Origin of the sequence: Geobacter sp. SVR (genome assembly GCF_016865365.1) — a bacterium.
Taxonomy (GTDB): domain Bacteria; phylum Desulfobacterota; class Desulfuromonadia; order Geobacterales; family Pseudopelobacteraceae; genus Pelotalea.
Genome location: NZ_AP024469.1, coordinates 1,753,900 through 1,778,654, shown reverse-complemented (window position 1 = coordinate 1,778,654; position 24,755 = coordinate 1,753,900). Strand labels below are relative to the sequence as shown.

Annotated in this window: 29 protein-coding genes and 1 riboswitch; of the genes, 27 read left to right on the top strand and 2 right to left on the bottom strand. The window is 54.1% G+C overall.

Translation table 11 applies throughout. The features are described 5' to 3' along the window. Positions 1-23: 23 nt before the first annotated feature. From yhbY to GSVR_RS08180, 7 genes are all read left to right on the top strand, one after another. The gene (gene yhbY, locus GSVR_RS08210) at positions 24-335 is read left to right on the top strand and encodes a ribosome assembly RNA-binding protein YhbY (protein WP_173199181.1); all 312 of its coding nucleotides are present in this window, start codon (positions 24-26) and stop codon (positions 333-335) included. Continuing rightward, a complete protein-coding gene (locus GSVR_RS08205; RefSeq protein ID WP_173199183.1) occupies positions 332-991 on the top strand; it encodes an HAD family hydrolase in 660 nt (219 codons plus the stop codon). The genes yhbY and GSVR_RS08205 overlap by 4 nt, the downstream gene beginning before the upstream one ends. A gap of 58 nt (positions 992-1,049) precedes the next feature. Beyond that, positions 1,050-2,789, top strand: coding sequence for an aldehyde ferredoxin oxidoreductase family protein (locus GSVR_RS08200; protein ID WP_173199311.1), 1,740 nt, complete (start codon positions 1,050-1,052; stop codon positions 2,787-2,789). Positions 2,790-2,952: 163 nt separating this feature from the next. After that, entirely contained in the window at positions 2,953-3,336 is a 384-nt protein-coding gene (locus GSVR_RS22025; RefSeq protein ID WP_239077487.1) for a YraN family protein, read from the top strand. Between the two features lie 25 nt (positions 3,337-3,361). Then, positions 3,362-4,210 carry a nitrilase-related carbon-nitrogen hydrolase gene (locus GSVR_RS08190; protein ID WP_173199187.1) on the top strand — a complete coding sequence of 283 codons (849 nt, stop codon included), beginning with the start codon at positions 3,362-3,364 and terminating at the stop codon, positions 4,208-4,210. Further along, a complete protein-coding gene (locus tag GSVR_RS08185; RefSeq protein ID WP_173199313.1) occupies positions 4,210-5,031 on the top strand; it encodes an NAD+ synthase in 822 nt (273 codons plus the stop codon). Before GSVR_RS08190 ends, GSVR_RS08185 begins: the two co-directional genes overlap by 1 nt. Before the next feature lie 2 nt (positions 5,032-5,033). Then, on the top strand, positions 5,034-5,384 hold the full coding sequence (locus GSVR_RS08180; RefSeq protein ID WP_173199189.1) for a stress response translation initiation inhibitor YciH: 351 nt from the start codon (positions 5,034-5,036) through the stop codon (positions 5,382-5,384). A 54-nt stretch (positions 5,385-5,438) separates the two neighbouring features. Here GSVR_RS08180 and GSVR_RS08175 read toward each other — a convergent pair whose 3' ends face one another. Then, positions 5,439-5,930 carry a response regulator transcription factor gene (locus tag GSVR_RS08175; RefSeq protein WP_173199190.1) on the bottom strand — a complete coding sequence of 164 codons (492 nt, stop codon included), beginning with the start codon at positions 5,928-5,930 and terminating at the stop codon, positions 5,439-5,441. Positions 5,931-6,045: 115 nt separating this feature from the next. Beyond that, positions 6,046-6,121, bottom strand: a riboswitch (cyclic di-GMP riboswitch). Between the two features lie 734 nt (positions 6,122-6,855). Here GSVR_RS08175 and GSVR_RS08170 point away from each other — a divergent pair. The 11 genes from GSVR_RS08170 (at position 6,856) to GSVR_RS08120 (ending at position 17,013) form a co-directional block, all read left to right on the top strand. Next, a complete protein-coding gene (locus GSVR_RS08170) occupies positions 6,856-9,291 on the top strand; it encodes a DNA-directed RNA polymerase (protein ID WP_173199192.1) in 2,436 nt (811 codons plus the stop codon). A 435-nt stretch (positions 9,292-9,726) separates the two neighbouring features. Then, positions 9,727-10,668 carry a hypothetical protein gene (locus GSVR_RS08165; protein WP_203978840.1) on the top strand — a complete coding sequence of 314 codons (942 nt, stop codon included), beginning with the start codon at positions 9,727-9,729 and terminating at the stop codon, positions 10,666-10,668. Positions 10,669-10,846: 178 nt separating this feature from the next. After that, positions 10,847-10,984: a hypothetical protein gene (locus GSVR_RS08160; protein ID WP_173199196.1), complete on the top strand. Its 138-nt coding sequence runs from the start codon at positions 10,847-10,849 to the stop codon at positions 10,982-10,984. Continuing rightward, the gene (locus GSVR_RS08155; RefSeq protein ID WP_173199198.1) at positions 10,974-11,396 is read left to right on the top strand and encodes a hypothetical protein; all 423 of its coding nucleotides are present in this window, start codon (positions 10,974-10,976) and stop codon (positions 11,394-11,396) included. The genes GSVR_RS08160 and GSVR_RS08155 overlap by 11 nt, the downstream gene beginning before the upstream one ends. A gap of 136 nt (positions 11,397-11,532) precedes the next feature. Next, entirely contained in the window at positions 11,533-12,228 is a 696-nt protein-coding gene (locus tag GSVR_RS08150) for a DUF2815 domain-containing protein (protein WP_173199200.1), read from the top strand. Between the two features lie 41 nt (positions 12,229-12,269). Then, entirely contained in the window at positions 12,270-12,689 is a 420-nt protein-coding gene (locus GSVR_RS08145) for a hypothetical protein (protein ID WP_203978838.1), read from the top strand. Further along, the gene (locus tag GSVR_RS08140) at positions 12,653-12,937 is read left to right on the top strand and encodes a helix-turn-helix domain-containing protein (protein WP_173199204.1); all 285 of its coding nucleotides are present in this window, start codon (positions 12,653-12,655) and stop codon (positions 12,935-12,937) included. Before GSVR_RS08145 ends, GSVR_RS08140 begins: the two co-directional genes overlap by 37 nt. Then, positions 12,931-13,245 (top strand): hypothetical protein, encoded by a 315-nt coding sequence (locus tag GSVR_RS08135; protein WP_173199205.1) that lies wholly within the window; start codon positions 12,931-12,933, stop codon positions 13,243-13,245. Before GSVR_RS08140 ends, GSVR_RS08135 begins: the two co-directional genes overlap by 7 nt. Beyond that, the gene (locus GSVR_RS08130; protein WP_173199207.1) at positions 13,235-14,875 is read left to right on the top strand and encodes a toprim domain-containing protein; all 1,641 of its coding nucleotides are present in this window, start codon (positions 13,235-13,237) and stop codon (positions 14,873-14,875) included. The genes GSVR_RS08135 and GSVR_RS08130 overlap by 11 nt, the downstream gene beginning before the upstream one ends. Continuing rightward, positions 14,872-15,072, top strand: coding sequence for a hypothetical protein (locus GSVR_RS08125; RefSeq protein WP_173199209.1), 201 nt, complete (start codon positions 14,872-14,874; stop codon positions 15,070-15,072). Before GSVR_RS08130 ends, GSVR_RS08125 begins: the two co-directional genes overlap by 4 nt. 3 nt (positions 15,073-15,075) lie before the next feature. Beyond that, entirely contained in the window at positions 15,076-17,013 is a 1,938-nt protein-coding gene (locus GSVR_RS08120) for a DNA polymerase (RefSeq protein ID WP_203978836.1), read from the top strand. Here GSVR_RS08120 and GSVR_RS08115 read toward each other — a convergent pair. Beyond that, positions 17,010-17,207 (bottom strand): hypothetical protein, encoded by a 198-nt coding sequence (locus GSVR_RS08115; RefSeq protein ID WP_173199211.1) that lies wholly within the window; start codon positions 17,205-17,207, stop codon positions 17,010-17,012. The two genes, GSVR_RS08120 and GSVR_RS08115, sit on opposite strands and share 4 nt — an antisense overlap. A 61-nt stretch (positions 17,208-17,268) precedes the next feature. On the opposite strand from GSVR_RS08115, the gene GSVR_RS08110 reads away from it, so the two are divergent. The 9 genes from GSVR_RS08110 to GSVR_RS08070 all read left to right on the top strand — a co-directional run bounded on the left by GSVR_RS08110 (position 17,269) and on the right by GSVR_RS08070 (position 24,725). Next, positions 17,269-17,490, top strand: a complete 222-nt coding sequence (locus GSVR_RS08110) for a hypothetical protein (protein ID WP_173199213.1) — start codon at positions 17,269-17,271, stop codon at positions 17,488-17,490. Continuing rightward, positions 17,487-18,134, top strand: coding sequence for a hypothetical protein (locus GSVR_RS08105; protein ID WP_173199215.1), 648 nt, complete (start codon positions 17,487-17,489; stop codon positions 18,132-18,134). The genes GSVR_RS08110 and GSVR_RS08105 overlap by 4 nt, the downstream gene beginning before the upstream one ends. Further along, on the top strand, positions 18,131-18,934 hold the full coding sequence (locus GSVR_RS08100) for an exonuclease (RefSeq protein ID WP_173199216.1): 804 nt from the start codon (positions 18,131-18,133) through the stop codon (positions 18,932-18,934). The genes GSVR_RS08105 and GSVR_RS08100 overlap by 4 nt, the downstream gene beginning before the upstream one ends. A gap of 61 nt (positions 18,935-18,995) precedes the next feature. Then, entirely contained in the window at positions 18,996-19,922 is a 927-nt protein-coding gene (locus GSVR_RS08095; RefSeq protein WP_173199218.1) for a hypothetical protein, read from the top strand. 22 nt (positions 19,923-19,944) lie between these two features. Further along, complete coding sequence (locus GSVR_RS08090; protein WP_173199220.1) at positions 19,945-20,265, top strand: hypothetical protein; 321 nt, start codon at positions 19,945-19,947, stop codon at positions 20,263-20,265. A 384-nt stretch (positions 20,266-20,649) separates the two neighbouring features. Then, positions 20,650-20,817, top strand: coding sequence for a hypothetical protein (locus GSVR_RS08085; protein WP_173199222.1), 168 nt, complete (start codon positions 20,650-20,652; stop codon positions 20,815-20,817). Between the two features lie 229 nt (positions 20,818-21,046). Continuing rightward, positions 21,047-22,621, top strand: a complete 1,575-nt coding sequence (locus tag GSVR_RS08080) for a portal protein (RefSeq protein ID WP_173199224.1) — start codon at positions 21,047-21,049, stop codon at positions 22,619-22,621. Between the two features lie 111 nt (positions 22,622-22,732). After that, positions 22,733-23,563, top strand: coding sequence for a hypothetical protein (locus GSVR_RS08075; RefSeq protein ID WP_173199226.1), 831 nt, complete (start codon positions 22,733-22,735; stop codon positions 23,561-23,563). Positions 23,564-23,705: 142 nt separating this feature from the next. Further along, positions 23,706-24,725 (top strand): hypothetical protein, encoded by a 1,020-nt coding sequence (locus GSVR_RS08070; protein WP_203978834.1) that lies wholly within the window; start codon positions 23,706-23,708, stop codon positions 24,723-24,725. The last annotated feature ends 30 nt before the right edge of the window (positions 24,726-24,755 follow it).

The window sequence follows — 24,755 nt, the reverse complement described above, 5'->3', positions numbered from 1 at the left end:
GTGCACAAGGAGAAAGACAAACGATGTTGACCGGAAAGCAGAAGCGCCACCTGCGCGCCTTGGGGCACAGCCTCAAGCCTCTGATTCAGATTGGCAAAAAAGAAATCGAACCGGCGCTGATCGACGAGGCCAATGCGGCCATCGAACACCACGAGCTGATCAAGGTCAAGCTGCTGGAAAGCGCCATGCTGGACAAGCACGAAGCATCCGAAATGCTGGCCAAGGCCTGCAATGCGGAGATCGCACAGGTTCTGGGCAAAACCTTCCTGCTCTACCGCCCGGCAAAAAACCCCATCATTGTTCTGCCCAAGGACACACCGGCCAAAAGCCAATGACAGCACGTGCGGTATTATTCGATCTGGATGGCACGCTGATCGACTCCCTGGACGATCTGACCGATGCCGTAAATCATGTCCTGAACAGCTTCGGAAAGGCACCGCTTGCCAAAAGCGCTGTGCGGAAACTGGTCGGTAAAGGGTCGCGCAACCTGGTCCAGCGGGCGCTGGCAACGGATGACTTCGAGGATATCGAGCGTGGACACGCACTGTTCGAGACGTTCAATGCCGCCCATATCGCCGACAAAAGCAGGCTTTATCCCGGTGCCCGACAGGCACTGGAGGAACTGACAGGGCGTGGGGTACTGCTGGCGGTTGTTTCCAACAAGAACGAGGCACTCAGCAGGTTGATTCTGAAGGTTTTGTCCATCGACCACTTTTTCGTGGCCATCTGCGGGGGCGACACTTATCCAGAACGAAAACCCTCGCCGCTGCCCCTGCTGCGGACCTCCGGAGCATTGAGCACCCTTCCTGAAAACACGGTCATGGTGGGGGACAGTATCAATGACATCGAGGCGGGCAAACTGGCCGGCATGGCAACCATCGGCTGCACCTGGGGCTACGGCGGGCTGGACGAACTCGAACAGGCCGACCACCTTGCCGGATCGTGCCGGGAAGTTTCGGACATCCTGATGGAGTGCCTGTTCCCGGCCTGATAGTTTTCCAATCCATCCCCGGCCTGCGACGCAGGCCATTTTCATGGTGAACGCCTGCATGTACGGCTGGACCGGCAACATACTCTTCATAGACCTCGAACGGGGTACCTCCCGCCGGGAAAAGCTCCCCATCCACCTGCTGCAGGAGTATCTGGGGGGGCGCGGCCTGGGTGTACGCCTGATGCGGGATCATTTCCGGCTCGATCCGTTCGACCCGGCCATGCCGTTGATCTTTACCGTCGGCCCCCTGTGCGGCACCAGCGCCCCAACAGCCGCGCGCATGACAGTGGTTTCCCGCTCCCCCCTGACCGGCACGATCATGGATTGCTCCGCCGGCGGCCGCTTTGCCTGGCAACTTAAGGGCCTCGACCTGGATGCGCTGTTCATTTCAGGCCGCAGCCCCTCGCCCGTCTGCCTGGCAATCGGTCCGGAACAGGTCGAGTTTCTTCCTGCCGATCACCTCTGGGGCAGCGACATTCCCGCTACGGTAGCCGCCCTGGAATCGCGCGGCAGCGTGGCCGCCATCGGCCCGGCCGGCGAACGGGGCGTTCTGTTCGCCAACATCATGACCGGAGAGGGTAATTCCGTGGGCCGCGGCGGTCTGGGCGCTGTGATGGGTTCCAAGCATCTCAAGGCCGTGGTGGTGAACGGAGACCGGAAACCGCAGATCGCGGACCCGCTCCTGTTCGATAAGGCGCGCCAGGATGTGATGCGTCTCTTCAAGGCTTCTCCGGTGATTTTCGGCCCCCTGGGGATCGCCGAATTCGGCACGCCGGTATTGGTGGACCTGATGGCCCAGCGCCGCATGGCTCCCACCGAAAATTTCCGCAAGACCTTTTTCGAGCGTTCCGGAAACTATTCGGGACCCGCCATCAAGGAGTCCTGCCACCCCCGTAAAGAAGGCTGCTACGGCTGCCCTATCCAATGCAAGAAATCAGCGGAAAAAGGGGAGCATCTGCCAGAGTATGAGACGGTTTCCCATTTCGGCGCATTGAACGATATCGACGATCTGCGCACCATTGTCAGGTCGAACCGCATCTGCAACGACCTGGGACTCGATACCATCTCGGCGGCTGCTACCCTCTCCGCCTGGGGCGAAATCCGGGGCAAATTCCCCAGCGCCGCCGAAATCCCCCTTCTGCTGACCGACATGGCCCTGCAGCGGGGCGACGGCCAGTTGCTGGCTCTGGGCTCCCGCCGGCTGGCCGAGCACCTGGGCAGACCGGAGCTGTCCATGAGCGTCAAATCCCTGGAACTGCCTGCCTACGACCCACGCGGCGCCTACGGCATGGCCCTGGCATATTGCACGAGTTCACGGGGAGGCTGTCACCTACGGGCTTATCCGGTTTCTCACGAAATTCTGCGTAAGCCGGTGCCGACCGATCGTTTCTCCTTCTCCGGCAAGGCACGCATCATAACCATTGCCGAGGATACCAATGCTGCGGTGGATTCACTGGTGGCCTGCAAATTCTCCTTCTTCGGGGCCAGCCTGGAGGAGTACGCCGAGCTTCTGACCGCCACCACCGGGATCGACTATTCTCCCCAGCGCCTCAAGGAGATCGGCCGGCGTATCTGCCTGACCGAACGTTTCTACAATTGCACCAACGGTTTTTCGCGGCGTGACGATCGTCTGCCCGAGCGTTTTTTCAACGAACCGGGCACAAGCGGAGACGGTATCGAGATCACGCCACTGGATCGGGAGCGCTTCGAGCAGGAACTGGACAAGTACTATCACATCCGCGGTCTGAACGCTGATGGATGCTTCAGCGACCGGGATTTCCTGGAAAAACAGCCGTAACGTTTTATCCAACGCCGGGCTATCGGAATTCGAAAGTGCCTGCCTCCGCCGGTCTTTGCAGGAAGCCGGTCTTCCGGCTGCCGCAGACGCGAGAGCAGCGACATTTCCGGCCCCAGCGCAGGCAGGGGTAGACGAACCCGGGCCTTGCAAGACGGCGGAGCCTGTGAGAAACGACCCTGACAACAAAGCAGCCGGCGCCCTGGGCGAAGAAATCGCGTCGTCATTTCTGGCTGCGCGGGGATTCAGGATTCTGGAGCGGAACTACCGCTGCAAGGGGGGCGAGATTGATATCATCGTCCGCGACCCCGGAGACAAAAGCCTGGTGTTCGTTGAGGTAAAGGCGCGTCGGGATCTTGCTTATGGCGTTCCGCAACTGGCGGTTACTCCTTTCAAGCAGCGCCAGATATCAAAAGCTGCCCTGACCTGGCTTGTGCAGAACCGGCAGCAGAACACCCCGGCCCGCTTCGACGTGATCGCCATCCTGCTCGACGCAGACGGACGGCACGAGATCGACCACATTGTGAATGCTTTTGAACTTGCCTATTGATGAACACAGGGATTGAGGAGGCACCATGAATTTCAAGGCCGTTCTGGCCCAGATCAAACCAAAGCTCGGTACCGTTGCCGACAACCTGGCGCTCATCGAGGAGTACGTCTGCCAGGCAACGCGTGACAAGGCCGACCTGATCGTCTTTCCGGAGCTGGCCCTGACCGGCTATTTCCTGAAGGATCTGGTACCCGAAGTTGCACGCGGCATCGACGCTCCTGAGATCCGTCGCCTGATCGAGCTTTCCCGTCACATTTCGATTGCGGTCGGATTCGTGGAAGTCACCAGCGACTACCGTTTCTTCAATTCAGCCCTGTACCTGGAGCAGGGTGCAATCAAGCATCTGCACCGCAAGGTATACCTCCCCACCTACGGCCTGTTCGACGAACAGCGCTATATGGCACGCGGCGAGCATTTTAGGGCCTTCGACACCCGCTTCGGCCGTTTCGGCATGTTGATCTGCGAGGACATGTGGCATCTCTCCGCCTCCTACATTCTCGCCATGGACGGTGCAACCGCCCTGATCTGCCTTTCCAGCAGCCCCGGCCGGGGGGTGGAAGGGGACTCGCTCGGGTCGGCCAGGGCCTGGCAGCAGCTTGCTTCCACCACTGCCCTTTTCCTGAACTGCCGCGTACTATACTGCAACCGGACCGGTTACGAGGATGGCATCAGCTTCTGGGGAGGGTCGGAATATGTCGCCCCCTCCGGCGAATCGCTGGTGCGGGCCAGACTGTGGGAAGAGGAGGCGGTAACCGCCCTGATCGAAGAAGGCGCCCTGCGGCGGGAGCGCATCTTTTCTCCCATGCTGCGGGACGAGAATCTCTTCGTAACCATGCGCGAACTCAGACGCATCGAACGTGAAAGGGGGCTATGATGCCGGGATTGCCGGTTAACACCGATCTGTTGCGCCGGATGCTGGTCGGATTCGTACGCGACGAGGTGCACAAGGTCGGAATCACCAAGGCGGTGCTGGGACTGTCCGGAGGAATAGATTCTGCCCTGGTCGTATTCATCGCGGCCGAAGCGCTCGGCCCGGAGAACGTGCATGCGGTCTGCATGCCCTACAAGAGCAGCAATCCGGAGAGCGAAGCCCACGCACGGCTGGTGGCGCAGGCCTGCGGCGTCAACTTTTCGGTTGTGCCGATCACCCCCATGGTGGACGCGTACTTCGAAATGTTTCCCGATGCCGACAATATGAGGCGGGGCAACAAAATGGCCCGCGAGCGCATGACCATCCTTTTTGATCACTCCGCCCTGCTGGGTGCACTGGTGCTGGGCACCAGCAACAAAACCGAACTGCTGCTGGGGTACGGCACCCTGTACGGGGACATGGCCAGTGCCCTGAACCCGATCGGCGACCTCTATAAAACCCATATCTGGCAACTGTCGGAAGCAATGGGGGTGCCCGGGGCGGTAATCGCCAAACAACCTTCGGCCGACCTGTGGGCCGGCCAGACGGACGAGGAGGAGCTGGGCTTTTCCTATCGTCAGGTGGATGAACTGCTCTACCGCATGGTGGACCAGCGCCTGACCCGCGACGAACTGCTCGAATCGGGCTTTGAGGCCGGATTTGTCGACTCCATCTACAAGAAGGTACAGAACTCCCACTTCAAGCGACGTATGCCGGTAATCGCCAAAGTGTCGCATCGTACCATCGATCGCGACTTCAGGTACTCGCGGGATTGGGGGCGTTGAGCGTGAAAGACGATAAAAATGCAGTGCTGGTCTATTCCAGTGAAGCGGGCAGAGTTCGCCAGGACAAAAGAAAAAGCGACCGGACCGGTCAGCAGCCGGCGGCCAAGCCTGCCGACGGGATCGTCCGCCTGCGCCGCGAGGTCAAAGGACGCGGAGGAGGAACCGTCATCGTCATCACGGGAATTCCTCTGCCCGGCAAGGAACTGACCGATCTGGCCGGGGCCTTGAAAAAACGCTGCGGATGCGGCGGCACGGTCAAGCAAGGGGTGATCGAGATCCAGGGAGATCATCGCGACACTCTGCTGCAGGAACTGCAGGCACGAGGTTTCAAGGTAAAGCTGGCGGGGGGATAGAAAGGGTATCCTGCTCCAGGAGATCGGGTCGAGGGCTGGAACGTTCCGTTTTCACTATAGGGAGAATCGGGATTGACGGGCGCGTCTCGTTACTCTGTTGTCCGCCACGGCTCCCTGAAAGTTCATGCTGAAAAGCAGGGTTCTGCTTCTTCTGGTCATGATGGTGTCGATGCATTCCCTGATGCCACGGATAAGTTCGGAACAGTCGGTGGGCTTGAAATAGAGACGCATGCGGCTGAGCTTTTGCGCCTGAACCAGGAAATTCGCGTCCCCGGTCTTGGCCGTTGTAAAGATACAGAGCGTTTCCGGGGCCAGGCGCTGTATCTCACGTACCATCTGCATCCCGTCGAGGCCCGGCATCATGATGTCGCTCACAACGATATCATGGCCGTGCTCCCGATACATTTTGATCCCATCCTCTCCGCTGTGGGCGGTGTGAATCACGAGGTGGGAAAAGGTGCTGGAAAGGATCCGGTGAAGGATCATCCCGGTGACTATGTCGTCCTCCACATACAAAAGAGAAATCGGGGCTGCACTGTAACTCAACACGTACCTCCATTCCCAAGCGCTGCAGACAAGTGCTGGTAAACAGATTCAACCTGCGGAGTCGCCCAAAAAAAAACCCTTCCCGTAACGGAGGGCTATTTCTGCTAGCCCTCTTTTCGGCAACCCGGCTATCCGGAACTGGACCCGTGGCTTTGCGTCCCCAGGTTCCCCTGGGTTTGCCCTTTCAGAGAGTATGCAAACAACGTTATTAACAATTTTATTTTTTTTGTCAATAATTTTTAACTAATTTAAACAAAATATATCTAATTTACCCTCAAATTATAGAAAATAGGGGCAGATTTATACTGCATCGACTCACCCTGCCGCCATGCGAGCTATAATTGTTGACGTATCTTATAAATTCGTGGTATTGAGTTAGTCTTTACTGCTGCGCCTGGCTGATTAAAGTCGCACAGGAAACATGTTAGAATAACATCAACAGCAGCTCCGGGCTGATGATTGCCGACCTGGCTTCGCGCGAGAGTGGCGGAATTGGCAGACGCACCAGACTTAGGATCTGGCCCTACGCAAGGGAATACTGGCTTCACAGAGAACTGTGACTGAATCTGTAAGGGTGTTACTCAGGTAACGCCTTGATTTTGCTAATAAAGTTTGACTTCCCAAACCGTTTTATTACTCAGTTAGTTTGACCTGCGGGATAATATTAGATTCACTTAAGGCAAATACGACTTATTTTGACGCATACTTGGGCTATGATAGCGCCAGATAATTCGATGTTTCAACCTAAGCTAACCATACGACAACTCAAGGGAAAAGGCCTCCCATTCGATGTTCACCTCACCACCTTTGATGAAACAACACTCGGATCGGTAGGAGTCACCCAAATCGACTTCTATCGGTCCCTTACTTAAAGTTTGAGCCTAAAGTGTTACTCATGTTTACTAAAGTGAAAGAGGAGGCCCGTGTGCAGCAGAGTAAACTTCAGCAACAAATTGAGTTGGAGTTTGAGGGAGTCCAGGCAGGCGTGAACCAGTACCGTAAGCAGCTTCAGTCTGGTGTCACTGATCTTCCCCCAGGTGTAGCCATTATGAAAAAGTCCATGGAGCCTATGACGGAAGCCATAGAGGACTTTCTCAAACCGACACGGGGCTCTCAGAAGATGCATCAAGTCCGGCAGTTCCTGACCAAGCTCAAGGTGACACCTGAGGAGCTGGCTTACCTGACCCTGAAGGAGTGCATGAACGCTCTCACGGATATGGTGAAGCTCCAGACCACAGCCCTGAACCTGACCAGGATGGTCATGGACCAACATGAGTATGCCAAGTTCAGATCCAGCCATAAGGGGTACGTTTCCAAGATGGAACAAGACCTCAGGATGGCATCATTTCACCACAAACGTACCGTTGTCATGCTCAAGAAGAGGAAGATGGGTATTGATGACGACAGGATTGAGCAGGAGGAAAGGCTGATCATTGGATGCAAGCTGATAGAGCTGTGCATCCTCAGTACGGGTCTGATTGAACGGACTATGGTGAACGATAGGTATTACCTGACCGGCACTGAAAAGGCAGTCAAATGGGTGGAGAGGGTGAATGAGCGGTGTGAACTTCTGTCACCATCATTCATGCCCATGGTGGTCTCCCCTAAGCCATGGGAAGGTGTTGAGGGTGGTGGATACCTGAGCAACTCAGCATCTCTGAGGTTCAAGCTAATCAAGACCAGGAACAAGAAGGCCCTGTCTGAACTTGGACTTCACCGGATGGATGATGTCTACCACGCCATGAACACCGTTCAGGAGACACCCTGGAGGATCAACAAAAGGTTATTCGAGGTGGCATCCGTGTTGTGGGAGGGCGGCTCTACCCTAGCCGATCTCCCCGCACAGGACAAAGAGGATCTCCCACCTAAGCCCTGGTCCTCTGATGAAGAATTTGAACGGCTGAAGCAGGTATCTCCCGAGGTAGTCACCGAATGGAAACGCAAAGCGGCTACAGTCCATGAGGAGTTCCTGAGGAACAAATCAAAGCGGACGGCGGTGTGTACCAAACTGAGGCTGGCCTCCAGGTTTGCAGATGAACCGGAGATATACTTCCCACATGTCCTGGACTGGAGGGGGCGGCTGTATCCGGTCCCAAACCAAGTGAATCCTCAGTCAGATGACCTCGGGAAAGGCCTCTTGCAGTTCGCCCAAGGTAAACCCTTAGGTGCCACCGGTTTGAAGTGGCTGAAGATCCATCTGGCTAATACCTATGGTGTGGACAAGGTGTCGTTTGAAGACCGCATAAAGTGGGTGGATGAGCATGAGCGGGAAATCACAGATTCAGCGGAAAACCCTCTGGATGGACAACGCTTCTGGTGTGCTGTGGATGAGAACGGTAAGCCAATAGCAGACTCACCATTCTGTTTCCTGGCTGCCTGCTTTGAATATGCACAGGCCCATGTAACCGGTTGTCCTGAAGCCTTTGTGTCATACCTCCCAATAGCCCAGGATGGAACTTGCTCAGGCCTCCAACACTTCTCAGCCATGCTCAAGGACTCTGTAGGGGGTGCCGCCGTTAACCTGCTCCCTGCTGAACACCCCCAGGACATCTACCAACGGGTAGCCGCTCTGGTGAACGAGATGGTGAACAGGGATGCTGCTGAGGGATGTGAGGAGGCAAAGCTGTGGCAGGGCAAGGTTGATAGGGGTATTGCTAAACGTGCCGTCATGACCTCACCCTATGGAGCCAAGAAGTACGGCTTCAAGGATCAACTCCTTCAGGAGCTGCGGAAGCGGGGCTCTGAATACTTGGGAACCAAGGAGGTGTTCCAGGCCTGCATCTATCTGGCAGAAAGGCTGTGGGAAGCCATAGGCCAAGTGGTTATTGCTGCTCGGGATGCTATGGATTGGCTCCAGGAGGTTGCCAAGGTGTGTGCTGAGGTGGAGATACCGGTGTGGTGGACTACTCCGGTGGGATTCAGGGCGCACCAAGAGTACCTGAGGACCCTTGAGAAACGCATAGACACCTTTTGGGGTGGAACCTATGTACGCCTCACCCTGGCCTCAGACACCAACAAGATGGACAACAGGAAGCAGGCCAATGGAATTGCCCCCAACTTTGTTCACTCAATGGATGCTTCTCACCTCATGAGGACGGTGTTGAGATGCAAGGAACAGGGCATCACTGACTTTGCCATGATCCATGACTCATTTGGCACTCATGCCTGCAACGTGGATACACTGGCAGCTATCCTGAGGGAGACCTTTGTGGAGCAGTACAGTGAGAACGTCCTGGAGAACTTCAGGTCAGAGATCCTGGGACAGTTACCTGAGGAGCATCATTGGAAAATACCCAAGGTGCCACCTATGGGGGACCTGGACCTTGCTACTGTGAAGGGCTCCCTGTACTTCTTTGCCTGAGTACAGGCTGGTGCCTAGTAATTTCCTACCCTGCTGTATCCCGCAGACTCGTGTGCTTTTGCACAGGCTTCAGCGGCTGCGTAGATGTCCCAATCCCGAGTCACATCACCCTGACAACTCTTTACCTCGCCGGTTGTTGGATGCTTCAGATAAACGGTGGCAGGACCACAGCCCGTGAGACTGACCATCACCACCACAAGCAAAAACGTTTTCATAGAGCCCCCCCCTAATCTTCAAAAGAATTAAGCATATCAAAGATTGATGCCTACGTAAAGGCATACCGTAGAGGTGCAACTGCGGGATACTCAGTCCTTAGAGCTGAGAACAAAACCACCTTAAAGGGGAACCTTCCTGAGTCACTGGACTGAGACGGAGGTTCCCCTTTCTGCGTTTTCCTATTGCGTTTAACCCAACCCATAAAAGGAGGATGTACCCATGCTTATCACAAAGGAATGGTTGCAACAGAAAGGTGCCTGTGGTGGTGGAACACGTTGGTTCAATGATCACTTCCCTGAAGGTGGGGAGTATCAAACTGTTCTGGATGCCTTGGCCTCGGAGAATCGGGCTGGTTACGCACAATGGCTCATCCAACACGCAGGTCGCACCAATGATGTCCTTGAGATCCAGGGGGACTTCAAAGGTTCTTCCCTGTTCTTCAGAGGTCACATACGCATCACCGGACACCTGAGCGTAGAATTTCACCTGTTGGCCGGTTGGGGTATCGAGGCCGGTTCGGGTATCAAGGCCGGTGAGGGTATCAAGGCCGGTTCGGGTATCAAGGCCGGTGAGGGTATCAAGGCCGGTTGGGGTATCGAGGCCGGTGAGGGTATCAAGGCCGGTGAGGGTATCAAGGCCGGTTCGGGTATCAAGGCCGGTGAGGGTATCAAGGCCGGTTGGGGTATCGAGGCCGGTGAGGGTATCAAGGCCGGTTGGGGTATCGAGGCCGGTTCGGGTATCAAGGCCGGTTGGGGTATCGAGGCCGGTTGGGGTATCGAGGCCGGTTCGGGTATCAAGGCCGGTGAGGGTATCAAGGCCGGTTCGGGTATCAAGGCCGGTGAGGGTATCAAGGCCGGTTGGGGTATCGAGGCCGGTGAGGGTATCAAGGCCGGTGAGGGTATCAAGGCCGGTTCGGGTATCGAGGCCGGTGAGGGTATCAAGGCCGGTTGGGGTATCAAGGCCGGTTGGGGTATCGAGGCCGGTGAGGGTATCGAGGCCGGTTCGGGTATCAAGGCCGGTTGGGGTATCGAGGCCGGTGAGGACTTTGGTATCTACGCAGGTCTCTCCCTACGGATCTCACAGAAGGCTGCCTATGCTCTGGTGATTGCCAAAGAGCTTCCCAAGAATATCCTGTTGGGGATCTTCAAACAACTACTTTAACAGGAGGTGAAGAAGTGAAGCCTGCCCAAAAGAAACGTTCCCACAACAAGAAACCCGTGAACTGGCGGGTCCGTAATGAGATCACAGCAGAAGTCCAGGCGGATCTACGGAAGAAGGGCATTACGATCAACAGTAAGTTGCCTCTGAAGTTCAGGCCTTTCGCTTTCTTGGGGGGAGAATGAAACAGAGACTCCTCCTTCAGGCAACCAGACAGATCAGGGAGACCGGCACAGTAGACTGTATGCTCTACATGGATCTCCAGAACGCAGGCATTAACCCTGAAGCTCTTATCGAAAGGATCAAAGATGGCGAGTAACTCTAAGAATCTCCTGAGTTCAAAGGAGCTGGCAACCAAATGCGGTGCTAAGGAATACCATGCAGCAGCCTATGTTGATGATCAGATGTTGTATGACCAACGTGATCACTCAGACCTCATGTGTCACGTCAGGAGACAACTAGCCTCTCACCTCGGGAATGCTATTGCAAAGGAAGCCAGGGACCTTGTGGTCCAACGTAAGGACAACGTCACGTACGGTGGTCTGTTCTTCCCAGGTGCTCCCGGTGCCACCGAGTACCGGCTGAAAGCCTTTGTTTTCTCCGAGAAGGAGTTTGATTCCTTTGTGGAGAACCTGCTGGCTGCCTACGGTGATCAATACGCTGAGGCGGCGATGTCTACCAAGAAGCAGAACCTCAAGAAGGCCTTGAACGTTGCCGTAGATTTGGCATGACCATCAGTAAACGCATGAGGAAACTCAGGGTGACTCATTTGTCCGCAGGGATCTTTGAACCTCCTGATTTCTATGAAGATCCTCAACCAAACGAGGAAGACCTTAACCCCGAAACGGAAGGAGAAACAACAACGTAATGTCTGAAAGTAAGAAACCTAAGGTCCCGCGCTTCACCACCCCGAAAGGGACCGCTTCATTCTGCTGGCTGAAGAAGCCGGACACCAAGTTCAAACCTGATGGCGAATACTCGGTGTGCCTGAGTATTCCGGCTGCTGAAGCTGCCCCCCTGATTGCCATCCTTGAGCCTATCTTTGAGGAAGCTTATGCTGCTCAGTGCGAAGGCTTCAACAAGAAGATGGATGATGCCAAGGGACCTCAGAAGGCCAAGATGAAGGCCAAAGGTGAGATCAAGCGCGGTGATTTCTACACCCCTGAGTATGACGACAATGGGGATGAGACCGGCAACCTGATCTTCCGGTTCAAGATGGCCGCTCAGTACAAGAAGAAGGACTCTGAAGAGGTGGTCAAGATGTCCCCTCAGGTGTTCGATGCCAAGGGGACCAAGCTGAAGTCCATCCCCAACATTGGTGGTGGCTCTCAGATCAAGGTGAACTTCTCTCCCACCGGCTACTACACCGATGCCTCCCATCAGGCAGGTATTACCCTCAGGCTCAACGCTGTTCAGATCATTGAGCTGGTGGAGTTCGGTGGGGGTGGTAATGCTGGCTCCTATGGTTTTGGTGCTGAGGAAGGTTACGAAGCTAACCCTGAGAATGAGCAGGGCTTCAGAGATGAAACCGATGATGCTCCTGCTGGCCCGGAAGATTTCTAAGGTTGGCATGGCCCCGTTACGCTAACGGGAAAGCTCGGGCATTGGCAAAAGGTTACAGATCGGGACTTGAGGAACGGATAGCCAAAGAGCTTGAAGATGCCCAAGTCCCGGTTCTTTATGAGGTTGACAAGATCACCTACACACAGCCTGCCAAGGTCCGCAAATACACCCCAGACTTTAAGCTCCCCAACGGTATCTATGTGGAGACAAAGGGGCGCTTTCTCGCTGAGGACAGGATGAAACACCTCCTGATCCAAGAACAACATCCTCACATCGACATCAGATTTGTCTTCAGCAATTCCAAATCACCCATCACTAAAGGTTCCAAGACCACTTATGCGGATTGGTGCAACAAGAACGGCTTCCTCTTTGCCGATAAGCACATCCCTATGGATTGGATCTTTGAGCCTCAGAAGGAGACCCCGTGTCCAAAGAACAGAACCTCCAAGACCAGATCCTGAAGCACCTGGAAGCGGTAGGTGACATCACCCAACTGATTGCTGCCAAGGAATATGGCACCAACGATCTGAGGGACCAGATTTATTTCCTGCGGAAGCGCCTTGCCGTTGAAGGTGCTACCAAGCAGCCAAGTGAGAAACGGTGGATCAAGACTACGTTCCACAAATCCCCTCTCAAGAATGAGCGGTACGCAAAGTACACATTGATGATCGGCACCTGTCCGGCCATCAAAAGGAGCTGCGTATGCTGAGGGTTTTCCGTTCACCGGAGAAGGAAGCCCTGGCCCTGATCGGTAATGCTGAGAAGCAGGCCCAACGATTCTTTCAGGCAGCCTCCCGTGTTCAGGGTCAGATCCAGAAGGAAGAGTCCTCCATCACTACATTCCTGGTTCACTGTCACAGGGTTCACAACCTGATGTTGACCCTTGCCTCACGCTTCTGTCAGTGGAGCGTCCGTAAACGCTATGCTCGGACCCTGCACGTTCGCAAGCTGGAGGAGCTGCGGGACAAAACCATCAGGACCGGCAAGGCCTATCAGTCCCTCCTGAATGGCCTCTAAGGGGTCTGAAGAGAGTGTCTTCCTCTACCACGAACAGTGCGACTGCGGTTCCTCAGATGGCAGGGCTGTGTATTCAAACAACACCAAGTATTGCTTTGTCTGCAAGAATTGGTTCGGTGGTGAGGGGGAGGCACCCCAGGCTCCACCCAAGGGGAAACGTCCGGCAGCCCTGATTGCAGGCGGTGAGTTCAGACCTCTGAAGGCCCGAGGCATCTCCGATGAGACCTGCAAGAAGTTCAACTATCAGGTGGGGCTCTACAAAGGTGAGTCTGTCCACATTGCCAACTACTACAAGAAGGGCAGCATTGTGGCGCAACACCTCAGGTTCCCTGACAAGGACAAAGGGTTCCCCTGGCTTGGTGATGGTAAGTCCGTGGAGCTGTTTGGGCAGCACCTCTGGAGGAACACAGGGGGCAAACGCATAGTCATTACCGAGGGTGAGATTGATGCCATGACAGTGGCACAAGCCTTTGGCCTGAAGTGGCCTGTGGTTGCCGTGGCTGGAGCTGATCGTGCCAAGAAGCAGATCCTTCAGGAGCTGGACTTCCTGAACTCCTTTGAGGAGGTGGTCCTCGCTTTTGACAACGATGATCCAGGGCGGGATGCCATACAAGAGTGTGCTCCCCTGTTCAGCCCCAACAAGGTAAAGATCGTCCAGTGGCCCACAGGCATTAAGGATGCCAATGATCTCGTTCGGGATGGGGCTGGACGTATTGCCGAGATACCTGCCCTGATCTACGAGGCTAAGAGGTACAGGCCTGATGGTCTGGTATCCATCAAGGATATCCTGGAGGAAGTCAAGAAGCCCGTTGAGTGGGGACTTCCGTGGTGCTTTGAGGAACTCACCAAGCTCACCTATGGGAGACGCAAGGGTGAACTCTATGCCTTTGGTGCAGGAACTGGTGTGGGTAAGACTGACCTTCTCACACAGCAGATTGCCCATGACGTTACAATTCTGGGTAAGAACGTGGGCCTACTATTCCTGGAGCAGAAACCTGTGGAGACTGCCAAGAGGGTGGCTGGTAAGGTTGTAGGCAAGAAGTTTCATGTGCCGGATGGTGGCTGGACCCTGGAGGAACTTGAGAAAGCCGCAAGTGCCTTGGAAGGGAAGATCACCTTCTATGACAACTTTGGTCAAACCGAGTGGGAAACCGTGAAGGCTAAGATCAGGTACATGGTGGTGGCTCAAGGTGTTGAGCTTATCTACCTGGATCACCTGACCGCTCTCGCTGATACCTCAGATGAGAAAGGAAGTCTTGAGCAGATCATGAAGGAGATGGCCGGTCTAGCCAATGAGCTAGGCTGTATCATCCACTTTGTTTCCCACCTCACCACCCCCGATGGTAAACCCCATGAAGAGGGGGGACGTGTCACCATCCGCCACTTCAAAGGCTCCAGGGCTATCGGCTTCTGGAGCTACTTCATGTTTGGCCTAGAGCGAAACCAACAGGCAGAAGATGAGGTTGAGCGGCAGGCAACCACCTTCCGTATCCTCAAGGATCGCTACACCGGGCAGAGTACCGGCAGGACGATTCCACTGAAGTATGACCAAGAGGCTGGCCTGCTGTCGGTAGCTGAGGTCAACCCCATGTTTGGGGATGAAACCAAGAAAGGAGAAAGTGACTTTTGATCTTTCTGATTGCACATATCATCACAGCCGTCCTGGTGGCCCTGAAGTTGGCGGGTGTCATAATGACACCCTGGCTGATCTGCTTTGCTCCCTCACTCATTGCCATTACCGTAGCAGTCCTCCTGGTGCTGGCTGCCGCCTGCCTTTGCATTGCCATGAAGGAGAAGCTCACCAAAAGGTATAGGACCCTCAAGTAGTCCTTGGCCCTGATCTTTGACCTTGAGGCCAATGATCTCCTCAGGGGAGTAACGAAAATGCACGTCCTTGTTACCTATGACACGGTGACAGGGGCGTGTACTCGTTACGAGAAGGAAACCCTGGAGGAGTGCCTGGAGCCTCTGCGTAATGCAGACGTACTGATTGGACACAACATCATAGGGTATGACCTTCCTGCCCTAAGGAAACTCTTCAAGCTCATCACCACGGGCAAGGCTCTGGATACCCTTGTGTGGGCAAAGCTGGTCTACGGTGACATCAAGACCAAGGACATAGGCCTCTGGAAAGCAGGGAAACTCCCAGGTCAACTCATGGGGAGACACTCCCTGGAGTCCTATGGGTATCGCCTGGGTGTCCTCAAAGGGGAATACTCAAAAGGTAAATCCTCGGATGAGGCGTGGGCTCAGTGGACTCCCGAGATGTCTGACTACTGTGAACAGGATGTCATGGTAACGAAAGCTCTCTTTGAGAAGCTGGAGGCAATCCCTGTATCACAGGAAGCCTTGGACCTGGAGCTGGCTGTAGCCCGTATCATCCAGAGGCAGGTTCAACACGGTTGGCAATTCAATGTTCAGAAGGCCTGGGAGCTTTACTCCACTCTGGTCAACAAGAGGGAGGAACTCAAGGGTCCACTTCAGAAGATGTTCCCACCGTTCTACATGCGGGACGGCAAGGACATAACGCCTAAGAAGGACATTGGGCCACCCAAGGCCAAGAACTCCAAGACCATTGGTGAGTGGCTCTCTGTCGATGGACAACTCCTGAAGGCCCGAGCACTAGCCGGATGCCCATACACCAAGATCAAGCTGGTGGAGTTCAACCCAGGCAGCCGTGACCACATCATCAATCGGTTGCAGCACAAATACAAGTGGAAGCCTCTTGAGTTCACCAATGATGGTAAGCCCAAGATGGATGAAGCCGTTCTCTCTGCCCTACCCTACCCTGAAGCAAAAGCCCTGTCTGAATACTTTGTTGTTGCCAAGGTCCTTGGACAATTGGCTGACGGCAAGCCTGAGTCGGCTTGGCTGAAGTGCGTCAAGGAGGACGGCAGGATCTACGGTGAAGTCAACACCATGGGGGCTGTCACCAGAAGGATGACTCACAGTAAACCAAATGTGGCTCAGGTTCCGGCTGTCTCGGTAGATAAGGAAGGCAACATTCTGTATGGCCTGGAGGGTGGCTACGGTGCTGAGTGTCGGTCCCTCTTTGAAGTGAGGCCTGGATACAAGCTGGTAGGTGGTGATGCCTCAGGTATCGAACTCAGGAACCTCGGGCATTACATGGCAAGGTGGGACAACGGGGAATACATAAAGGTCATCCTTGAGGGTGACATCCACACCGTAAATCAATTGGCAATTGGACTCAGGACACGGGCTCTCGCTAAGACGTGGATCTACTCCTTCCTCTATGGGGCTGGAGATGAACTCTTGGGTGCCAATGCAACTGAAGGTGACGGAAAGGTATATACCTCGCAGCAGCTCAGAAAGATAGGAGCCGATCTCAGGAAGAGATTCACCACCAACCTTCCAGCTTTGGGAGCCCTGATCTCAGCGGTTCAATCAAAAGTGAAGCAAGGTTTCATCATAGGTCTTGACGGTGGAAAGATCCCTATTCGCCACGCCCATGCTGCACTCAACACGCTCCTTCAGTCTGCGGGTGCCATCATCATGAAGAAGGCCCTGGTGCTCCTTGATGAGAAACTCCAGGCTGCCGGTCTGGTTCCCTTTGGGGAAGGTGGGGATGACTACGAATTTGTAGGCAACATCCACGATGAGTTCCAGGTTGAGGTGAAGGAGCAACATGCTGAGTTTGTAGGGAAGGCCATAGTAGAGAGCATCCGGGAAACCGGAGTCCACTTCAAGTTCCGCTGTCCGCTGGACGGTGAGTTCAAGATTGGGAACAACTGGAAGGAGACGCACTAGGGCTGTGTGTATTCACCAAAGGGTTTCCCAAGGTTGTAGATGCCTCTGAGTTGTTTAACAATGCCAGTCCTAGTGTCTATCACCAAACCACCTTCCATCTGGTAGCGCCCAGGAAGATCATTTAGCACGAACATCAGCAGGAACGCACCTACCATCAGTATCCCGACAACTTTCAGAAACTCAATAGATCCCATCAGCAACCTCCAGCTTTGTAATCATAACAACTTCATTCAAATACCATAAGGAGACCGGAAGATGAACTTCAAATCTCTCATGTGTGCTGTTGCGGCCATTGCCTCAGGTGCCTCATCATTTTTCAAGAAGCAGGAAAGAGTTGATCTACCTCAGGCCTCCCTTCCTGGCAACCGTAAGTCCAGGCGCACCAATGTAGCACAGGTCCGGCGCTACTCGGGTGCTGGTGAAATTGCAAGACGGAAGGCTCAGATTGAACGAGGTACGTTGGTGGCCTCCGCATGATCATTGGTGTTTCCGGTAAGGCCCGAAGCGGTAAGGGTGTCTTCTCAGACATTGCAGTGAAGGCGTTTGGGGCTCAGAAGGTGAGCTTTGCAGGACCACTCAAGCTGGAGGTTACGGAGTTCCTTCTGGACAGTGGCATTGGTTTCAGATTGGAGAACCTGACAGGAGACACGGCAGACAAAGAGGAGATCCTGAAGACAGACCACCATAATGTCTTACTGATCCAGCACCCTTATTATCCCTACTTTCTCAAATTCCTGTTGCACTACGGGTCTTGTGTAGGGACCACCTGGAGCTTCACTCCTCGCGCCCTGATGCAGTGGTGGGGTACTGAGTTCAGGCGAAACTACTTTGGGGAGAACTACTGGATCTCGCGGTTCCTTGAGGCATGTGACAACCCTAAGCAGCTCTACGTGGTGGATGACTGCCGGTTCCCCAATGAGGCTCAGGCCATCAAGGAAGCCGGTGGAAAGCTGGTGAGGATTGAACGTCCTGTCAGGCCTATAGGTTCCAACCCTGAACACCCCTCTGAGGTGGCCCTTGATGGGTGGACTGCTTGGGACATGGTGATTCAAAACGTGGACCCTCTGTGGATCTTTCAGGATCGGTGCCAACGAGTTATCAACGGGTTTGTGAACCAGTGATCCTCCTCATAGATGCAGATGTTCTCTGCCACAAGTTTGCCTTCATCAATGAGTATGACATTGATTGGGGTGAAGGCATAGCCAGCAAGCAGACCAACAGGCGTAAGGCCTTAGCTGACCTTGCGTCCTACGTGGAGCATCTCCTTAAGGTTTCCAACTGTAAGGAAGCTATCCTGGTTCTCTCAGGGTCCAACAACTTCAGGTACTCAGTCCTGCCAACTTACAAACACCACAGGGGCGAGAAGCCAGAACTTGTGGATGTTTTGAAGCAACACATCAGGGAGTTCTATCCATTCAAGGAAAAGGATTGCCTTGAGGGTGATGATGTCATGGGGATCATGATGACCAATGAACCTGACAAGTACGTGTGTTGCACCATTGACAAGGACCTGAGGCAGATCCCAGGTACACACTTCCACATGACCAATGAGGAGTTCTTTTATGTTTCTGAAGATGAAGGAAACGCTTTCTTCTTTACTCAGGTTCTTACAGGAGATGCCACTGATGGTTATGGTGGTTGTCCCGGAGTGGGTAAGCAGGGGGCTGGTCGTTTAATCGAAAGCCCTTACCTTTTGGTTCCATATGAGCACACGTTCAAGGCAGGACCGAGGAAGGGACAAACTGAGGTGCGCTACAAGGAGGAGCCCACGGATGACTTGTGGGCAGCAATCGTCTCACAATACGAGGCCAAAGGTCTTACTGAGGCGGAAGCACTCCAGCAAGCGAGAGTAGCCAAGATCCTTACCAACAAGGAGTGGGACTTCAAGAAAGAAGAGGTGAAACTTTGGACACCTTGCTGATTGGAGCCATCTTCTTTGGTGGCTGTGTGTTGGCTGATGGAATCTGGAGGTACATACACCGATGAACGTTAGACTTCTAAGACCCATGAAGGCACCCACCGAGGCCATCACCGATGAGCAACTTGAGTCCCTCTCCTATCCGGTCTATGGCTCTCCCAAGCTGGATGGCTTTCGGGCAGTGATCCAAGGTGGTACGGTGCTCACCTCCTCTTTGAAGCCTTTACCAAACGAATTTGTCCAAACCACACTAGGCATCCCTGAGCTGGAAGGACTTGATGGTGAACTCATCGTGGGTTCACCCTACTCAACCGGTCCTGAGGATGACGTGTTCAACCGGACGAGTGGTCCCCTGAGGAGATCTCATGGGGAACCTGACTTCACGTTCTATGTGTTTGACACGTTCTACAAACCTGAGTGGCCGTATCGGGACCGGAACCCACAAGCCCACGTATTGAAACAGAATGGAGTCCTGAAAGCACTGCCCCAGGTTTTGCTCCATACTCCATCTGATGTTCTCACCTATGAGTCTACGATGCTGGAGCAAGGCTACGAGGGCATCATTCTCAGGTCCCCTAATGCTCCCTACAAGTTCGGCAGATGCACAGCCAAGGAAGCCTACATCTTCAAGAGGAAACCTTTTGCTGACTGTGAAGCAGAGATCATTGGTTTCGAGGAGCAGGAAGAGAACCTGAACGAGAAGGTGACATCCGAGCTTGGCACCTCCAAGAGATCCTCTCACAAGGAGAACAAGAGGCCCAAGGGAACACTCGGTAAGCTGATCCTCAGGTGTGACAAGTGGGAGAAGTCCTTCGCCTGTGGCACCTGGAAGGGCCTCACTGCTGAAGCAAGGCAGAAGCTTTGGGACACCAGGGAGTCACTCATCGGTAAGATCGTAACGTTCAAGTACCAACCATATGGCAGCATTGAAGCACCACGGCTCCCCATCATCAAAGGGTTTCGTGACAAGTGGGACATGACGGACTACTAAACTTCATCCCTGGAGGATCTCCTTGGCTCACCCTGCAAATGAAACCATAATCGGCCGACATATAGGCACCTTCCATGTGAGCAGAAAACTCATAGAGCAGTTTGGCCCTGAGCTGGCTACCTTCTTTGGTGAGCAGCAGATCATCCCGGTGAGGGCTGAGTGTCTGTTCCATTGTGATGCTGTTGAGTACACTGCATACGGTGTCAACTTTGAACCCGTACCTATGGGGCGGATGCCCTATCATTACGTCCTTGATGTCGTGACCGAGGACGTAGCGGATTTAGATGATCCCTTCAAACACCACACGACCATCAAATCCATGAGTTTCAGGAGGTTCAACTGAAGTATGGCCTGTGTCAAATGCCCCCGAGGTAGAGGAGTTTTCTGTGAGGGAATCAACTGTGGTCAAGTACCACCGTGTGAAGATTGCCCTTGCGACTACTGAGCTACCTCACTGTGTAAAAAAATTACACATAACGAAAGGGGGTGGTTGACATGAAGAAAGTTGTAGTGTAAGCTTCTCCTGTAGTATAAAGAAGTTGAGGGAAGTCAAGCCCTGTTCCGGTTGCTCAACAAAGTGTGAGTACCATTAGGTACAGGCAAGCTTGACTTCCCTTTTCTTTTGTCCTTTCATAAACTTAGCCTCATTTTCTCACCTTCACCTCACCACCTTTGATGAAACAAATCCCTTAACTTAAACCACTCAAGTGTTACCTAAGGAGGTACTTTGGAAGAACTGAAGTATCCCGGTTTCGCTCCTGAGCAGATTGCCTACCTACTCAGAATGTTCCCCTCCCCGATTGTCACCCCTGAGAAACCTCATGATGACTTGATGTTCCAAGGTGGTCAACATTCTGTGGTCCTGCACATCAAGGCTCGGGAGGAACGTACATAACCCACCTCAAAGGAGTACCGCCTATGTGTGGAGGAGGATCGGCACCAGCCGCACCACCACCCCCGGCCCCACCCGCCCCCGCAGCGCCCCTCAAGATTGGAGGCCAGAATGTCGATGACACCACAGCAGCCACCGTACGAAAGAAGACAGGTAAGGCCAAGCTAACCATTCCGCTTGATCCTGCTGCCGCCTCAGCTCCCCTCACTATTCCTACCTAAAGGAGAACCCCATGTCCCTCGTAGCAGGGGTGAAGATGGGGGTAGAGAATCCTGAGGGTAAGGGAACAGTCAGAGCCCGATGGAACACTTTGGATTCTGCTCGGTCTCAGATCCTCAACCGAGGCCGTCAATGTGCGGAACTCACTATCCCCGCTTTACTTCCCCCCGCAGGCTTCACAGAGAATCAGGAGCTGGTTACTCCCTACCAAGGGTTAGGCGCTAGAGCCATCAATAACCTGTCCTCCAAACTTCTCCTCGCCATGCTTGCACCCAACACTCCCTTCTTCAAACTGGACCTTGACAACCAAGCATTGCTTCAGCTCAAGGATGACCCTGATACCGTCTCTCTGGTGGCATCTGCTTTTGCCGAGATGGAACGGGCAACTCTAAAGGAGATCGAGGACCAAGGAATGAGAGTTCCTTTTGCCCTCGCCCTGAAGTACTTAGTTGTAGTTGGTTACACCCTCATGTACCTCCCTGATGATGGTGGAGCAATTACCTACCGGCCTGATCAATTCGTGGTGGTCCGTGACCCCATGGGTAATCTGCTGGAGGTAGTCATCCAGGAGCGTATCCATATCTCCCTCCTTCCCCCTGAAGTTCAATCCATAGCTGCCAAATCGAAGGCATGTGATGACACCGTAGAACTCTACACCCAAGTCAAACGCAGGAAGAACCTGATGTATGTCGTTCAGGAGGCCTGCGGTCAAACCATAGAGTCTTCCCGAGGGACCTACCCAGTAGATGAATGCCCGTGGATTGCTCCCAGGTGGAGTGCTCTTGCCGGTGAGAACTATGGTCGCGGCCATGTGGAAGAGTACATCGGAGACATCAGATCCTCCGAGTCCCTCACCCAATCCATTGTTGAAGGTTCTGCTGCTGCTGCAAAGGTGGTCTTCCTGAACAACCCGAATGGGACCACCAATGCCAAGAAGGTTGCGAGTGCCAAGAGTGGTGACATCGTGACCGGCAACAAGGCAGACATAGCAGCCATGCAACTTGATAAGTTCAATGACTTCAAGGTGGCTCTGGAGGCACTCACTCGGATTGAAACTGCCATCTCCCAAGCGTTCCTCCTTATGTCTTCCATCCAGCGCAACGCTGAGAGGGTAACGGCAGAGGAGATCAGAGCTATGGCAACTGAGCTGGAGAATACCTTGGGGGGCGTGTACTCACTCCTCTCCCTGGAACTTCAGCTCCCCTTCCTGAAACGGCATATGGCCCGTATGCGCCGACAGAGCAAACTCCCACCCTTGCCCAAGAAGCTGGTGAAGCCGGTGATTACCACTGGAGTTGATGCCCTGAGCCGTTCCTATGAACTCACCAAGATTGAGCAGTTCCTTGCTGGCCTACCTCCCGATGCTCTGGCACGTATCAAGTGGGAGAAGTACCTCCTCAGACGTGCAACCGCCCTCAACGTAGACGTGAAGGACATGATCAAGTCAGATGAAGAGGTGGCCCAGGAGACTCAACAAACCATGCTGGCTAACATGGCAGCTCAGGCAGGACCCAAGGTAGCCCAAGAGATCACCAAAGGAGCAGTACAGAATGCCCCCCAAGAAACAGACCCAGGCACCCACGCCTGAGGAAACACCCGAAGAGACTGCAACTGAAGCAGCTCCCTCCATATCCAAAGAGATTGCGCCCTCTCAACTCCCTAACGGCTTCACCGTAGTCCAGCACTAAGGGGTGAAACATTGAGCGCATCCAGTAATTTTACCGTACCTGTCACCCCTAATTCTCCTGCTGCTGATCCCACCTACAATGACCGGATGATCGCAAAAGCTGAGGGCAGGACTTATGTTCCGCCTGTGTCAGCAGAACCGGCAAAGCAGGAAGAAAAGAAGCCTGACAGCAAACCTACCCCTGAGGTCAAACCTGAGGAGGGTAGACAGGATTACAAGAAACTGTATGAAGAACTCCTTGCCAAGCAGGCCCCTCCCCCCAAGAAGGAAGAGGAACATAAACCTGCCGATGGTGGGGATGGTAAGACTCCTGAAGAGAAAGCTGCTGAGGAGGCCCTGAAGAACCAGGGGCTGAACCTGAGTGACTTCCAGAAGGAGTTTGATGAGAAGGGGGAACTTTCCCCCGAGTCATATCAGAAGCTTGAGAAGGCCGGTATTGATAAGGCCACCGTTGACTCCTACATTGCCGGACAGAAGGCCATAGCCGAGGCTCTGACCAACAGTCTGCATGGGGCAGCCGGTGGTACTGAACGGTACACGGAGATGCTGGAGTGGGCCAAAGGTTCCCTCAAACCTGAGGAGATCCAGGCTTTCAACTCAGCAGTTACCTCAGGTGATATGACCAAAGCTGAACTTGCGGTGAAAGGCTTATATGCTCAGTTCACCAATAACGTAGGTGAACCGCCGCAAGGTCTCCTGAAGGGCAATCCCAATGGGGGCACCACCAGCGCATTTTCTTCTCGGGCTGAGATGACTGCGGCAATCGCAGATCCGAAATACCACAGAGACCCTGTGTATCGTGCCGAGGTTGAGAAGAAGATCCAGAACTCCAAGCTGTTCTAACCAATCCCCGCAGTACCCACCCTAGAGCCCACCTTAGGTTCCCCTCCAAAGTAATCCCTCCCCGTTGAAAGACATAAGGCAATGCTGCGGTTTTGCCTAACTTCTCTTTGACCCTATTGGATGACCTTTGGGAGTCCCCGAGGTGCGGACCACACATCCCACCAAAGGAGTACCCAACTACATGGCAGCAGGTGATTTCACCCCTTCCCGCCTTGGGCAGCAGAACGCCACTGGCGATGCCCTGGCTAATTTTCTCAAGGTCTTTGCAGGCGAGATTCTGACCGCCTTTGAGATCGCCAACATCATGCTTAACCGTCACCATATCCGTACCATTCAGTCCGGCAAGTCCGCTCAGTTTCCGGTTATGGGACGTGCGGTGGCTAACTACCACACCCCCGGTGCAGCTCTTTCCGGTCAGTCCATCAAGCACAACGAGGAGATCATCACCATTGATGGCCTGCTGGTTGCTGATGTCTTCCTGTCCAACCTGGATGAGGCAATGAACCACTACGATGTGCGGGGTCCTTACGCCAAAGAACTCGGCAATGCCCTGAAGGTTGCCTTTGACAAGAACGTTCTCCAGGAAGGTATCCTGGGTGCTCGTGCTTCCAACAAGATTACCGGCCTCCCTGGTGGTACGCAGATCAAGAACAACAAGCTGCGTATTTGTACCGGTGGTGCTGCCAACATGACCGAGAAGTACACCGCTATTGCCGAGTCCCTCTTCCTGGCTGCTCAGTATCTGGCTTCCAACAACGTCACCGAGCAGGCCTACTGTGTTCTCCGTCCGGCTGAATACTACGCACTAGCACAGAACCTCAACGTCATCAACAACCTGTATGGCGGTCAGGGTTCCATTGCTGAAGGTAATGTCCTGAAGGTTGCCGGTATTGTTATCCTGATGTCCAACAACGTTCCGTCTACCGACCTGACCGGCAATACCTTCCATGGTGGTGACTTCACCAAGACCATTGGTCTGGTGTTTGTTGAATCCGCAATCGGTACGGTTAAGCTGATGGACCTGTCCATTCAGGTGGGCGACTTCGACAACCGTTACCAGGGCCACCTGACCACGGCCACCTACGCCATGGGTCACAAGTACCTGCGCCCTGATGCACTCATTGAGCTGTGTCTGGACACCGTTACCAACGCCACCGCCTAATAGCGGTTGAAGTAATTCTACTGTAGTACA

Coding starts and splice junctions, on each gene's coding strand:
- GSVR_RS08110 (WP_173199213.1), top strand. CDS start 17,269: ATGAACTTCAAATCTCTCATGTGTGCTGTTGCGGCCATTGCCTCAGGT.
- GSVR_RS08150 (WP_173199200.1), top strand. CDS start 11,533: ATGTCTGAAAGTAAGAAACCTAAGGTCCCGCGCTTCACCACCCCGAAA.
- GSVR_RS08165 (WP_203978840.1), top strand. CDS start 9,727: ATGCTTATCACAAAGGAATGGTTGCAACAGAAAGGTGCCTGTGGTGGT.
- GSVR_RS08130 (WP_173199207.1), top strand. CDS start 13,235: ATGGCCTCTAAGGGGTCTGAAGAGAGTGTCTTCCTCTACCACGAACAG.
- GSVR_RS08160 (WP_173199196.1), top strand. CDS start 10,847: ATGAAACAGAGACTCCTCCTTCAGGCAACCAGACAGATCAGGGAGACC.
- GSVR_RS08115 (WP_173199211.1), bottom strand. CDS start 17,207: ATGGGATCTATTGAGTTTCTGAAAGTTGTCGGGATACTGATGGTAGGT.
- GSVR_RS08200 (WP_173199311.1), top strand. CDS start 1,050: ATGTACGGCTGGACCGGCAACATACTCTTCATAGACCTCGAACGGGGT.
- GSVR_RS08205 (WP_173199183.1), top strand. CDS start 332: ATGACAGCACGTGCGGTATTATTCGATCTGGATGGCACGCTGATCGAC.
- GSVR_RS08190 (WP_173199187.1), top strand. CDS start 3,362: ATGAATTTCAAGGCCGTTCTGGCCCAGATCAAACCAAAGCTCGGTACC.
- GSVR_RS08135 (WP_173199205.1), top strand. CDS start 12,931: ATGCTGAGGGTTTTCCGTTCACCGGAGAAGGAAGCCCTGGCCCTGATC.
- GSVR_RS08095 (WP_173199218.1), top strand. CDS start 18,996: ATGAACGTTAGACTTCTAAGACCCATGAAGGCACCCACCGAGGCCATC.
- GSVR_RS08185 (WP_173199313.1), top strand. CDS start 4,210: ATGCCGGGATTGCCGGTTAACACCGATCTGTTGCGCCGGATGCTGGTC.
- GSVR_RS08105 (WP_173199215.1), top strand. CDS start 17,487: ATGATCATTGGTGTTTCCGGTAAGGCCCGAAGCGGTAAGGGTGTCTTC.
- GSVR_RS08155 (WP_173199198.1), top strand. CDS start 10,974: ATGGCGAGTAACTCTAAGAATCTCCTGAGTTCAAAGGAGCTGGCAACC.
- yhbY (WP_173199181.1), top strand. CDS start 24: ATGTTGACCGGAAAGCAGAAGCGCCACCTGCGCGCCTTGGGGCACAGC.
- GSVR_RS08080 (WP_173199224.1), top strand. CDS start 21,047: ATGTCCCTCGTAGCAGGGGTGAAGATGGGGGTAGAGAATCCTGAGGGT.